The organism is Streptomyces lasalocidi, from assembly GCF_005280215.1.
In the GTDB taxonomy this organism is placed as follows: domain Bacteria; phylum Actinomycetota; class Actinomycetes; order Streptomycetales; family Streptomycetaceae; genus Streptomyces; species Streptomyces longwoodensis.
The window spans coordinates 4,015,000-4,027,967 of sequence record NZ_SZNQ01000001.1; the positions used below are offsets into that span (position 1 = coordinate 4,015,000).

A 12,968-nucleotide genomic window follows, 5' to 3' on the forward strand; every position below is an offset into this window, starting at 1 on the left:
CGACCGACCACACACGAGGGGCCCGGCGACGTCGCCGGGCCCCTCCTTCTGGTCTGTTCCTTGCGGTCCGCGCCGTTCGCGGCTCAGGACGCCGGGTTGCCCGTGGACACCTTCAGCTCGATCTGCGGCATGCTCTTCGGGTCGACGTCGGTCCCCGCGGACGGGAACTGGTCCATCACCGTGCCGTCGCCGTAGGTGTTCTCGTCGACGGGCGTGATCTTCCACGTCCAGCCGGATGCCTGGAAGCACTCCTTGACCGACTTGACGTACTTGAACTTGAAGCTCGGCACCCGGATCTTGCTGGGGTCGTTGTACGACTCCTCCGGCTCCTTGCACTCGCTCGCGTCGATCGTCTTGGAGGTGTCCGGCCCGCGGTACCCCGCCGCGTGCGAGGAGGTGGCGGACGCCGAGGCGCTGCCGCCGCTGCCGCCGCCCTTGTCGTCGTCGCCGCCCGCGTTCGCCATCAGCGCGGCGATCAGCGCGCCGACCGCCACCACCGCGACCAGCACCGAGCCGATGATCACCGGCCGGTTGCTCTTCCCGCCGCCCCCGGAGGGCGCCGGGGCCGGGTGCTGCGGGGTGAGGTTGTAGGTGGGCTGCTGGGCGCCGTAGGACGGGGGCGTCTGGTAGCCGCCCTGCTGCGGGTAGCCGTACGACGGCGCGGGCGTCGAGGGCTGCGGGGTGCTGTACGGGTTGGGCGCCGGGGTCTGCGGCTGGTACGGCGTCTGCACGGCGCCCACCGGCGGGGTGCCCTGGCCGACCGGCGGGAACACCGCGGAGCCGACGCCGGAGCCGCTCTGCGTCGGCGCGCCCGGGACGATGCTCGGCGGGGCGGCCTGGAAGGAGGCGGCGACCCGCAGGCACTCGTCGCGCATGGCGACGGCGGTGGGGAAGCGTTCGTTGGGGTTCTTCTTCAGCGCGCGGGCGACCAGCGCGTCCACCGCCGGGGGCAGCGCGCGGTTGATCGAGGAGGGCGCGACCGGCTCCTCCTGCACGTGCGCGTACGCGATCGCGAGCGGTGAATCGGCGTCGAACGGCAGCCGCCCGGTCACCAGTTGGAACAGCATGATGCCGACCGAGTACAGGTCGGAGCGGGCGTCCACGCCCCGGCCGAGCGCCTGCTCGGGCGAGAGGTACTGCGGGGTGCCGACGACCATGCCGGTCTGGGTCATCGAGGTGACACCCGACTGCATCGCGCGCGCGATGCCGAAGTCCATCACCTTGACGACGCCGCGCTTGGTCACCATCACGTTGCCCGGCTTGATGTCGCGGTGCACCAGCCCCATCTCGTGGCTGATCTCCAGCGCCGCGAGCACGTCGGCGGTGACCTTCAGGGCCTGGTCGGCGGGCATCGCGCCGAACTGCCGCAGGTCCTCGTCCAGGACCGAGCCGAGCGGGCGGCCCTCGACGTACTCCATGACGATGTACGGCGTCGTCATGCCGTCGACGTCGTCCTCGCCGGTGTCGAAGACGGAGACGATGTTGGTGTGGGTGAGCTTCGCCACGGCCTGCGCCTCGCGCCGGAACCGCTCGCGGAAGGCTTGTTCACGGCCGAGCTCGGTGTGCAGCGTCTTGATGGCGACCTGCCGGTCCAGCACGGCGTCGTACGCCAGGTGCACCGAGGCCATGCCGCCCTCGCCGAGCAAGTCGCGCAGCTGGTAACGGCCGCCGGCGAGCGCCCGCCCCGTGTACCGGCCGTGTGCGCCGTCCTGGCTCATCTCTTCGCGTCCCCCATCGGCCTTCCGGCGCCGGCCCGACTGTCATGGCCTGCGCCGTCGGCGGTGCGGACGGCGCGGGCAATGATCGAAAGTGTCATTACCGGCCAAGTCTGCCCGAGGGCACCGACACGTCAAGCTCGGTGCCCGTTCCGTGACCGTACGCGAAAGAAGCGTCGCGCAAGCGTTACAGCGGGCCTACGTCCGGCACACAGGATTTGCACGTGGAGAGCCGCTGGAGGTTTCATGTCCGGTCCGTCTCGGTCCGGTAACCCCGGACGACCCGGTCCGGCGGCTTGCGCGGAGGCTGTAGCGTGGCCGACGGAGACCGTGACAACACCGCGCGCACCGCGGGCAGAAACGACGGCGAGGACTGATGGCACAGCAGCAGCGCTCTCAGGGCCCGTCCGACCCCGAGGCGACTGGCGGCGGCATGTCGGACGCGCCGGAGCAGTGGGGCAACGGCGGGCTCGTCGGCGACGGCCGGTACCGGCTGACCGGCAGGCTCGGGCGGGGCGGCATGGCCGAGGTGTTCGCGGCCGAGGACGTACGGCTGGGCCGCACCGTCGCGGTCAAGCTGCTGCGCGCCGACCTCGCCGAGGACCCGGTGTCCAAGGCCCGCTTCACGCGTGAGGCCCAGTCGGTGGCCGGGCTCAACCACCACGCCATCGTCGCCGTGTACGACTCCGGCGAGGACGTGGTGGGCGGCCAGAGCGTGCCGTACATCGTCATGGAGCTGGTCGAGGGGCGCACGATCCGCGACCTGCTCCTCAACGCCGAGGCGCCGGGCCCCGAGCAGGCCCTGATCATCGTCTCCGGCGTGCTGGAGGCGCTGGCCTACTCGCACCAGCACGGCATCGTGCACCGCGACATCAAACCGGCCAACGTGATCATCACCCACAACGGCGCCGTGAAGGTCATGGACTTCGGCATCGCGCGCGCCCTGCACGGCGCGTCGACGACCATGACGCAGACCGGCATGGTGATGGGCACCCCGCAGTACCTGTCGCCCGAGCAGGCCCTCGGCAAGGCCGTCGACCACCGCTCCGACCTGTACGCCACCGGCTGTCTGCTGTACGAACTCCTCGCGCTGCGCCCGCCGTTCGTGGGCGAGACCCCGCTGTCGGTGGTCTACCAGCACGTGCAGGACATCCCGACGCCGCCGTCGTCGGTCGCGGAGGGCACCTGCCCGCCGGAGCTCGACGGCCTAGTCATGCGCTCCCTGGCCAAGGAACCCGACGACCGGTTCCAGACGGCCGAGGAGATGCGCGGCATGGTGCAGTACGCGCTGCAGATGCTGTACGACCAGGGCGGCCACACCGGCACCTGGAACACCGGTCCCGTCGACGCCACCCCGGCCGCGGCGGCCGGAGCCGGGTTCGCGGCGACCGCCGTCATGGCCCACCCGGGCACCGCCGACGGCACCTCGCAGATCCCCCAGCCGATCCTGGTCGGCGGGTACGGCAACGGCGACGAGGGCGGCTTCGAGGGCCACGGCAACAAGGGCAGCGGGCGCGGCAAGCTGTGGGTGCTGGTGGTCCTCGCGGTGATCGCCGTCGTCGCGGGCGTGGCCCTGGCGCTGAACAACGCGGGCGGCGGCGGCGCGAAGGGCGGCACGACGAAGTCGCCGACGACCTCGCCGAGCGCCACCCGGGAGTCGTCCAGCCCGACGCCGAGCGACGAGTCGACCGACCGGTCCACCGGCGGCTCCTCCGATGAGGACTCCGGTTCCAACTCCGGCTCGCACTATTCGCCGTCGTACAAGCCCTCCTACAAGCCGTCGTACTCCCAGTCGAGCGAGCCCAGCGACGACACGTCCTCCGCGCCGTCGAGCGAGCCGAGCGGCGACCAGTCGAGCGACCCGGGCACGACCGGCGGGACGACCGACGGGGGGACCGGCGACGGTGGCACCACCGACGGCGGCACCACCACGAACGGCGGGACGACCGACGGCGCCGCGAACGCCGGCACCAACGCCGGCACCGACGCCGGCAGCACGACCGGCTGAACCCGCTCTCCTCCGGCACGCGCGCGTGGGGCCACCCGGCCCGCCACGCGCGCGTGTCGCGTTTCGGCCCCCGCGGCGCCCCCTGCCACGCCCCGATCGGACCCCGAGCCCGGTGGAAAACCTGACTTTTCCGGTTTCGTCCACGGGACCCATCTCACAGAGGACTCTTCCCGTGACCTGGGTGAGCGGGATAACGTGCCGTTGCTCCGGCCTCCTGCAAGGCTGTGACCAGCGTCCTTCCCGGCTCTGCGGATTTACTTGGAAATCCAAGCAAAAACGCAGGTCAGGAGGGGTTTCACAGAAATGTGGAGCACTGGGTAACGTGACTGTTGCAGGGCGCTCGCCGGGGCACCTGTCACGCCTGTTCCCGGCCGAGCGGCACCCACCCCGTGCCCGGATGTCGGAAAACAGGTGAGCCGCACTGGTTCCCGGCAACCCCGGGGGCCGGACCGACGGAGGAGCACACGTGACCGTGGAGAGCACTGCCGCGCGACAGCCGCGACGCAGCGCCGGGAGCAAGGCCGGCACCACCGGCACCAAGGCGGCCGGCACCACCGGCACCAAGCGCGCCACCGCTCGCACGACCGCCCGCACGGCGGCCGCTGAGCCCGAGCTCGTCCAGCTGCTGACGCCCGAGGGCGAGCGGGTGAAGAACGCCGAGTACGACCGCTACGTCGACGGCATCACCCCGGAGGAGCTGCGCGGCCTGTACCGCGACATGGTGCTCACCCGCCGATTCGACGCCGAGGCCACGGCCCTGCAGCGCCAGGGCGAGCTGGGCCTGTGGGCGTCCCTGCTGGGCCAGGAGGCCGCCCAGATCGGCTCCGGCCGGGCCACCCGCGAGGACGACTACGTCTTCCCCACCTACCGCGAGCACGGCGTCGCCTGGTGTCGCGGCGTCGACCCGACCAACCTGCTGGGCATGTTCCGCGGCGTGAACAACGGCGGCTGGGACCCCAACGAGAACAACTTCCACCTCTACACGATCGTCATCGGCTCCCAGGCGCTGCACGCCACGGGCTACGCGATGGGGATCACCAAGGACGGCGCGGACAGCGCGGTGATCGCCTACTTCGGCGACGGCGCCTCCAGCCAGGGCGACGTCAGCGAGGCGTTCAACTTCGCCGCGGTCTACAACGCCCCGGTGGTGTTCTTCTGCCAGAACAACCAGTGGGCGATCTCCGAGTCCAACGAGAAGCAGACCCGTGTGCCGCTCTACCAGCGCGCCCAGGGCTTCGGCTTCCCCGGCGTCCGCGTCGACGGCAACGACGTGCTGGCCTCGCTCGCGGTCACCCGCTGGGCGCTGGAGCGGGCCCGGCGCGGCGAGGGTCCCGCCCTGATCGAGGCGTGGACGTACCGCATGGGCGCCCACACCACCTCCGACGACCCCACGCGCTACCGGCACGACGACGAGCGCGCGGCCTGGGAGGCCAAGGACCCGATCCTGCGCCTGCGCCGGTACCTGGAGTCCGTACACCACACGGACGAGGGATTCTTCGCGGAACTCGAGACCGAGTCCGAGGCGTTGGGCAGGCGAGTGCGCGAAGCGGTCCGCGCCATGCAGGACCCGGACCACTTCGCCATCTTCGAGAACGTGTACGCGGACGGGCACGCGCTCGTCGACGAGGAGCGCGCCCAGTTCGCCGCCTACCAGGCGTCGTTCGCGGACGTCGAGGGGGTCTGACATGGCAGCGGACGTGACAGCGAAGAACCTTCCCCTGGCCAAGGCGATCAACGAGTCGCTGCGCCGTGCCCTGGAGGAGGACCCCAAGGTCCTCATCATGGGTGAGGACGTCGGCAAGCTCGGCGGTGTCTTCCGGGTGACCGACGGACTGCAGAAGGACTTCGGCGAGGACCGTGTCATCGACACCCCGCTCGCCGAGTCGGGCATCGTCGGCACCGCGATCGGCCTGGCGCTGCGCGGCTACCGGCCGGTGGTGGAGATCCAGTTCGACGGCTTCGTCTTCCCGGCCTACGACCAGATCGTCACGCAGCTCGCGAAGATGCACGCGCGCTCGCTGGGCAAGGTCAAGCTCCCGGTCGTCGTGCGCATCCCCTACGGCGGCGGCATCGGCGCGGTCGAGCACCACTCGGAGTCCCCCGAGTCGCTCTTCGCGCACGTGTCGGGCCTGAAGGTGGTCAGCCCGTCGAACGCGTCGGACGCCTACTGGATGATGCAGCAGGCCATCCAGAGCGACGACCCGGTGATCTACTTCGAGCCCAAGCGGCGCTACTGGGACAAGGGCGAGGTCTCCGCCGAGGCCATCCCCGGCCCGCTGCACAAGGCGCGGGTGGTGCGCGAGGGCACCGACCTCACGCTCGTCGCCTACGGCCCGATGGTCAAGCTCTGCCAGGAGGTCGCGGACGCGGCCGCCGAGGAGGGCAGGAGCCTGGAGGTCCTCGACCTGCGCACCATCTCCCCGCTGGACTTCGACACCGTCCAGGCGTCGGTCGAGAAGACCCGTCGGCTGGTCGTGGTGCACGAGGCGCCGGTGTTCTTCGGCTCGGGCGCGGAGATCGCCGCGCGCATCACCGAGCGCTGCTTCTACCACCTGGAGGCCCCGGTGCTCCGGGTCGGCGGCTACCACGCCCCGTACCCGCCGGCGCGCCTGGAGGAGGAGTACCTGCCGGGGCTGGACCGGGTGCTCGACGCCGTCGACCGTGCCCTGGCGTACTGAGGAGAGGGTCGTGACGACGATGACCGAAGCGTCCGTGCGCGAGTTCAAGATGCCCGACGTGGGCGAGGGACTCACCGAGGCCGAGATCCTCAAGTGGTACGTCCAGCCCGGTGACACCGTCACCGACGGCCAGGTGGTGTGCGAGGTCGAGACCGCCAAGGCGGCCGTCGAGCTGCCCATCCCCTACGACGGCGTGGTGCGCGAGCTGCGCTTCCCCGAGGGCACCACGGTGGACGTGGGCACACCGATCATCACGGTGGACGTCTCCGGCGGCGCCGCGCCGGCCGAGGCGGCCCCCGTGGCGGAGACTCCCGCCGAGGCACCCGCCGCGGCCGCTCCCGCACCGCAGGAGGCCCCGTCCGTCGGGTCCGGCCGCCAGCCGGTCCTCGTCGGCTACGGCGTGGCTACCACCTCCACCAAGCGCCGCCCCCGCAAGGGCCCGGAGACGCCCGCCGCGGCGGCCCCGGCCGCCCCGGCGGCCCAGGCGCTGCAGTCCGAGCTGAACGGCCACGGGGGCGCCCCCGCGGCCGTCGACCGGCCCCGCCCGCTGGCCAAGCCGCCGGTGCGCAAGCTGGCCAAGGACCTGGGCGTCGACCTGGCGGCGGTCACCCCGACCGGCCCCGAGGGCATCATCACCCGCGAGGACGTCCACGCGGCGGCGGCCCCGCAGCAGGCCCCCGCGCCCGTGGAGCCGGCCGCGCCCGCCCCGGCCGCCCGCCCCGCCGGTGTCGCGGCCCCGGCCGCGGTGTCGTACGACGGGGCGCGCGAGACCCGCGTCCCGGTCAAGGGCGTGCGCAAGGCCACCGCGCAGGCGATGGTCGGCTCGGCGTTCACGGCGCCGCACGTCACGGAGTTCGTGACGGTCGACGTCACGCGCACCATGAAGCTCGTCGACGAGCTCAAGCAGGACAAGGACCTGCAGGGCCTGCGGGTGAACCCGCTCCTGCTGATCGCCAAGGCCCTGCTGGTCGCCGTCAAGCGCAACCCGGGGATCAACGCCTCCTGGGACGAGGCCGCGCAGGAGATCGTCCTCAAGCACTACGTGAACCTGGGCATCGCGGCGGCCACCCCGCGCGGTCTGATCGTGCCGAACATCAAGGACGCGCACGACAAGACGCTGCCGCAGCTCGCCGAGGCGCTGGGCGAGCTGGTGGCGACGGCGCGCGAGGGGAAGACCTCGCCGGCGGCGATGCAGGGCGGCACGCTCACCATCACCAACGTCGGCGTCTTCGGTGTCGACACCGGCACGCCGATCCTCAACCCCGGCGAGTCCGCGATCCTCGCGGTCGGCGCGATCAAGCTCCAGCCGTGGGTCCACAAGGGCAAGGTGAAGCCCCGTCAGGTCACCACGCTGGCGCTGAGCTTCGACCACCGCCTGGTCGACGGCGAGCTGGGCTCCAAGGTGCTGGCGGACGTGGCGGCGGTCCTGGAGCAGCCCAAGCGGCTGATCACCTGGGCCTGACCGCCCGGCGCGCACACCGCGCGCGGAAAACCGTTCGGGCCCGCCGTGTGGATCACGGCGGGCCCGAGTGCTCGGTGCGGGGAGCCGGCCCGGCCGGCCGGCTCCCGGTGTGTGCGACGTCAGCCCAGCCGGGCGAAGCCGTAGTTGAGCAGGCGCGTGGCGTCGGTGGCGCGCTGGGTGGTCGACGTGGAGGCGAGGACCGTGCCGACGACGGTCTTGCCGCCGCGGGTCGCGGCGAAGACCAGGCAGTACTTCGCCTCGGGACCGGAGCCCGTCTTCACGCCGATGGTGCCGCTGTAGCTGCTCAGCAGCGTGTTGGTGTTGGTCCAGGTGCCCATGGTGCGGGTGGACCCGGTCCGGGTGATCGTCTTGGCCGTGTACGCCTTGGTCTTGACGATCGCGCGGAAGTTCGCGCTCTTCAGCGCGTTGCTGGCCAGCTTGGTCAGGTCCTTGGCGGTGGAGTAGTTGGACCCGTTGCCGATGCCGTCGAAGGAGTCGAAGTGGGTGTTGGTCATGCCCAGCGACCTGGCGGTGGTGTTCATCTTGCCGATGAAGTTCTTCACCCGCGCGGCCCGCGTCGTGCCGCTGCCGAACTTGTCGGCGAGGGCGTAGGCGGCGTCGCAGCCGGACGGCAGCATCAGCCCGTACAGCAGCTGACGCACGGTCACCTTGTCACCCACGATGAGGCGGGCCGACGAGGCGTTGTTGGCCACGATGTAGTCGCTGTAGGCCTTCTGGATGGTGACCTTGGTGTCCAGGTTCAGGTTCGCCTGCGAGAGCACGACCTTGGCAGTCATGATCTTGGTGGTGGAGCCGGTGGAGAGCCTGGTGTTGGCGCCCTTCGCGTACAGCTGCCCACCGTTCGCGTTGTTCATCACGAAGCCGGTCTTGGCGGCGATGGTGGGCGTGCTGACGGCCTGCGCAGGCGCCGCGGTGAGGGCAACGGTCGCGAACATCGCGCCGGTCGTGATGGCGACGGCTGCGGCTCGGCGGACTCGGATGCCCTGGGTTGCGGTTATCAACTGAAATACCCCGATTACGTCGAATGCCCCTGATGTGCGGCCGAGTTGAAAGGGGAAAGAAGGTGGGGCCGCACGTACGAGACACGTAAGTAGCACAGATGGTTGTGCGTCCGCTGCGGGGAATTCCCGCCGTCACCGGTCCGGGGGACGCCGTAGGGCGCCCGGGTCCGCATGGTGGACGGCCGTACCGCATGGGTACGTGTTGTATCTATCCTGTTCGCATGCCTTCCGCCCCACCCGTGCCCACCCGCACCCCGGCCCCGCGCCCGAGCGTTCCCCGGGGCAAGCGGCCCCCCGCCGCCGACCGCGTCTACAGCCACGTCAAGCAGGGCGTCCTGGACCGCCGGTACGAGGGCGGCACGCTGCTCACCGAGGGCGAACTCGCCGAGGCCACCGGCGTCTCCCGCACCCCCGTCCGGGAGGCCCTGCTGCGCCTGGAGGTCGAGGGCCTGATCCGGCTCTACCCCAAGAAGGGCGCCCTGGTCCTGCCGGTCTCCGCCCAGGAGATCGCGGACGTCGTGGAGACCCGGCTGCTCGTCGAGGAGCACGCGGCGCGCAAGGCCGTCCCCGCCCCGGCCGGGCTCGTCGAGCGTCTGGAGGAGCTGCTGGCCCGCCAGCGCGAGCAGGCCGCCGCCGGCGACCTGGCGGGGGCCGCCGTCACCGACCGCTGCTTCCACGCCGAGATCGTGCGCAGCGGGGGCAACGAGATCCTCTCCCGTCTCTACGACCAGCTGCGCGACCGCCAGCTGCGGATGGGCGTGGCGATCATGCACTCCCACCCCGACCGCGTCGCCAAGACGCTCGCCGAGCACCAGGAGATCCTGGAGGCGCTGCGCGCCGGGGACGCCGAGGCGGCGGTCGGGGTCGTGCACCGGCACGTGGGCTGGTTCTCGCACCTGGCCCGGGGTGAGGTCCGGTGAGCACCCCGCGCAACTCCACCCTCCCGGGTGACCCGCCCGGCGGCCGGCGCGCGATCACCGTCTGGGTGATCGGCGTCTCCGTCTACTTCGTCGCCGTGATCTTCCGTACGTCGCTCGGGGTGGCCGGCCTCGACGCCGCCGACCGCTTCCACGTGAACGCCTCGGCCCTGTCGACGTTCTCCATCCTCCAGCTGCTGGTCTACGCGGGCATGCAGATACCCGTCGGCCTCCTGGTGGACCGGCTCGGCACCAAGCGGGTGCTGGCCATCGGCGTCGTGCTGTTCACGGCCGGGCAGCTCGGCTTCGCGTTCTCCCCGTCGTACGGCACGGCGCTCGCCTCGCGGGCGCTGCTGGGCTGCGGCGACGCCATGACGTTCATCAGCGTGCTGCGGCTCGGCACGCGCTGGTTCCCCGCCCGGCGCGGGCCGCTGATCGCCCAGCTGGCCGGGCTCGCCGGCATGGCGGGCAACCTGGTCTCCACCCTCGTCCTGGCCCGCCTGCTGCACGGCGTCGGCTGGACGCCGGCCTTCGCGGGCAGCGCGCTCGCCGGTGTGGTGGTGTTCGTCCTGCTGCTGCTGTTCCTCAAGGACCACCCCGAGGGCCACGCCCCCGAGCCGTTCCCGCACCAGGGCTCGGCCTACGTGCGCCGGCAGATCGCCGCCTCCTGGCGGGAGCCGGGGACCCGGCTGGGTCTGTGGGTGCACTTCACCACCCAGTTCCCGGCGATGGTGTTCCTGCTGCTGTGGGGCCTGCCGTTCCTGGTCGAGGCGCAGGGGCTGTCCCGGGCCACGGCGGGCGGCCTGCTCACCCTGGTCGTGCTGTCCAACATGCTCGTCGGACTGGTCTACGGCCAGATCATCGCCCGGCACCACGAGGCTCGGCTCCCGCTCGCGCTCGGCACGGTCGCGGCGACCGCGGTGCTGTGGGCGGCCACGCTGCTCTACCCGGCCGACCACGCCCCGATGTGGCTGCTGGTGGTCCTGTGCGCGGTGCTGGGCGCCTGCGGCCCGGCGTCGATGATCGGCTTCGACTTCGCCCGCCCGGCCAACCCGCCCGAGCGTCAGGGCACCGCGTCCGGCATCACCAACATGGGCGGTTTCGTCGCCTCCATGACGACGCTGTTCGCGATCGGCGTGCTGCTGGACGCCACCGGCGACGACTACACCGTCGCCTTCTCCGCCGTCTTCGTCCTCCAGGCCCTCGGCGTCACCCAGATCCTGCGCCTGCGCCGCCGGGCGGCCCGCCGCGAGCGGGAGCGGCTGGTGGCGAGCCGGGTGGAGACGGTGCACGTCCCGGCGTGAGGCCCCCGTCAGCCCCCGCCGGCGCCGTCAGCCCCATCAGACCCGGTAGCCCCGTGCGCCCCGTCAGGGCGCGGCGGGGTGCGCGTCACCGGCACGAGCGTGAGGTACGCGAGCCCCAGGACGCCCCGGTAGTGCATCCACTGGTGCCGGTGGCGGTCCAGACGCTCGCGCGTCGCGGCGGCCAGCGGGTGGCCGGGGTGCGTGGCCAGCCAGACCTCCGCGTCCGCCTGGTAGCCCGACTCGAACGCCTCCCACTCGTCGCGGTCCGCCGTCTCCACCCACTCGGGGCGGAAGCCGGCCTCCACGGCCAGGTCGAGCAGCCGGGACAGGTCGGGATGGTCGTCGGCCGAGGCGCCCGGCCACATCCCGGCCAGCTCGCGCGCGGTCGGCGGGCGCTCCCAGAACCCCTCGCCGAGCAGCACCCGCCCCCCGTCGGCGACCAGCCGCCGCAGCTCGCCCACCGCCTCGGCCAGGTGCCCGGGCGGCTCCTGCGCACCGAGCGCCTGGCTGGACCCGACGCACAGCACCAGGTCGGCGGGGCCGCGCCGGGTGCCCACGGCGGACTCCTCGACGAACGCCACCCGGTCCGCGAGCCCGCGCTCCCCGGCCGCCCGCCGGCCGCGCCGCAGGTCCTCGGCGTTCAGGTCCACGCCGACGCCCCGCGCCCCCGGTACGGCCTCCAGCACCCGCAGCAGCAACTCCCCCCAGCCGCAGCCCAGGTCGAGCACGGTCCGGGGCGCACCCGCGGCGAGCCGCCGCACGAGGTCACCGGCCCGCCGCTCGGACAGCGGCCCGTGGAAGACGAGCCGCCCGAGCCGGGGCGGGGCGTCGGCGGCGGCGTTCTCGACGGGGGTGTCGGGAGCGGGGGTGTCGGTCATGACAGAGCGCGCTGGTTCCTGGTTGTGGTCGATGCCTACGGCGTGACCGCGAAGTTGCGCAGGATCGCCGTCGTCAGGGCCGTGTCCCCCTCGGCCTTGACGCGGTCGGCGACGGCGTCCGGGCCGACCCGCCCGCAGGCCAGCCGCACGAAGGTCTCCCAGTCCAGGGAGAAGGAGGCGGCGGGGCCGAGGGCCGGCACCGTCTCCACCGTGCCGCGGCCCTGGATGTCGACCCGGACGGTGCGCAGGAACTCGACCGGGCCGTGCACGTCGAAGACGATCGCGGAGCTGCGGGGCGCGTCGGCGCGCTCGGCGACCCGGGGCAGCTCGTCGAGGAGCACGTCACGGGCGACGTACGCGCCGGGGGAGTCGAGGTTGCCGGGCAGGCCGAGGGAGGCGCGCAGGTCCTGCTCGTGCACCCAGACGTTGAACGCGTGGGAGCGCATGGACTCTTCGAGGGTGAGCTCGGCGCCGAGCGGGCCGCGCACCTTGGTCCCGGGGTCGCGCGACTCGTTGCGCAGCTGGCGGTTGCGGCGGATGACCATGAGCTCCAGCTCGGACGTCATCTCCGGCGAGGTGTGGTGCCGGCGGACGTCGACCTGCATCTCCATGTAGCGCTGGTGCTCGTTGGTGACGTGGAAGAGGTCCCGCGGCAGGGAGTGGATGGGGCGGGGGTCGCCGTACATCTCGCTGTCGAGCCCGATCACGTGCGACACGATGTCGCGCACCGACCAGCCGGGGCAGGGGGTGCGCCGGTTCCAGTCGGCCTCCGCCAGGTGCTGCACCAGCTCGGATATCGCTTCGATGGAGTGGGTCCAGGCGTCGGCGTAGGGCTGGAGGGTGGGATGCAGACTCACGGAACGGGACCCCTCGGCGGTCGGTACACGGCAGGTTGACGGCGTTGCCAGCGGGAAGTGGCTGCTCGGCGGGTGTCTTGAGCCTCCCCGGCTGTCGGCTGCGCTCCAGCCGGAGTGCCCCCAAGTT

The 12,968-nt window shown here is 72.2% G+C and carries 10 protein-coding genes; 6 read left to right on the top strand and 4 right to left on the bottom strand.

Features of this window, described 5'->3' with window-relative positions; all coding sequences use genetic code 11:
- Positions 1-83: 83 nt before the first annotated feature.
- Positions 84-1,718, bottom strand: a complete 1,635-nt coding sequence (locus tag E4U91_RS18000; protein WP_137307804.1) for a Stk1 family PASTA domain-containing Ser/Thr kinase — start codon at positions 1,716-1,718, stop codon at positions 84-86.
- Between the two features lie 373 nt (positions 1,719-2,091).
- On the opposite strand from E4U91_RS18000, the gene E4U91_RS18005 reads away from it, so the two are divergent.
- The 4 genes from E4U91_RS18005 (at position 2,092) to E4U91_RS18020 (ending at position 7,863) form a co-directional block, all read left to right on the top strand.
- Positions 2,092-3,723 (top strand): protein kinase domain-containing protein, encoded by a 1,632-nt coding sequence (locus E4U91_RS18005; RefSeq protein ID WP_137307805.1) that lies wholly within the window; start codon positions 2,092-2,094, stop codon positions 3,721-3,723.
- A 466-nt stretch (positions 3,724-4,189) separates the two neighbouring features.
- On the top strand, positions 4,190-5,407 hold the full coding sequence (gene pdhA, locus E4U91_RS18010; RefSeq protein ID WP_137307806.1) for a pyruvate dehydrogenase (acetyl-transferring) E1 component subunit alpha: 1,218 nt from the start codon (positions 4,190-4,192) through the stop codon (positions 5,405-5,407).
- A gap of 1 nt (position 5,408) precedes the next feature.
- A complete protein-coding gene (locus tag E4U91_RS18015) occupies positions 5,409-6,401 on the top strand; it encodes an alpha-ketoacid dehydrogenase subunit beta (RefSeq protein WP_137307807.1) in 993 nt (330 codons plus the stop codon).
- 10 nt (positions 6,402-6,411) lie between these two features.
- Positions 6,412-7,863, top strand: a complete 1,452-nt coding sequence (locus tag E4U91_RS18020) for a dihydrolipoamide acetyltransferase family protein (protein WP_137307808.1) — start codon at positions 6,412-6,414, stop codon at positions 7,861-7,863.
- 119 nt (positions 7,864-7,982) lie between these two features.
- On the opposite strand, the gene E4U91_RS18025 is transcribed toward E4U91_RS18020, so the two are convergent.
- Positions 7,983-8,885, bottom strand: a complete 903-nt coding sequence (locus E4U91_RS18025) for a D-alanyl-D-alanine carboxypeptidase family protein (protein WP_174867817.1) — start codon at positions 8,883-8,885, stop codon at positions 7,983-7,985.
- A gap of 221 nt (positions 8,886-9,106) precedes the next feature.
- On the opposite strand from E4U91_RS18025, the gene E4U91_RS18030 reads away from it, so the two are divergent.
- Positions 9,107-9,805 carry a GntR family transcriptional regulator gene (locus E4U91_RS18030; protein ID WP_241678619.1) on the top strand — a complete coding sequence of 233 codons (699 nt, stop codon included), beginning with the start codon at positions 9,107-9,109 and terminating at the stop codon, positions 9,803-9,805.
- Entirely contained in the window at positions 9,802-11,106 is a 1,305-nt protein-coding gene (locus E4U91_RS18035; RefSeq protein ID WP_137307810.1) for an MFS transporter, read from the top strand. The genes E4U91_RS18030 and E4U91_RS18035 overlap by 4 nt, the downstream gene beginning before the upstream one ends.
- 8 nt (positions 11,107-11,114) lie before the next feature.
- On the opposite strand, the gene E4U91_RS18040 is transcribed toward E4U91_RS18035, so the two are convergent.
- Both E4U91_RS18040 and E4U91_RS18045 read right to left on the bottom strand, forming a co-directional pair.
- Positions 11,115-11,984: an SAM-dependent methyltransferase gene (locus tag E4U91_RS18040; protein ID WP_137307811.1), complete on the bottom strand. Its 870-nt coding sequence runs from the start codon at positions 11,982-11,984 to the stop codon at positions 11,115-11,117.
- A 35-nt stretch (positions 11,985-12,019) separates the two neighbouring features.
- On the bottom strand, positions 12,020-12,841 hold the full coding sequence (locus E4U91_RS18045) for a maleylpyruvate isomerase family mycothiol-dependent enzyme (RefSeq protein WP_137307812.1): 822 nt from the start codon (positions 12,839-12,841) through the stop codon (positions 12,020-12,022).
- Between the last annotated feature and the right edge of the window lie 127 nt (positions 12,842-12,968).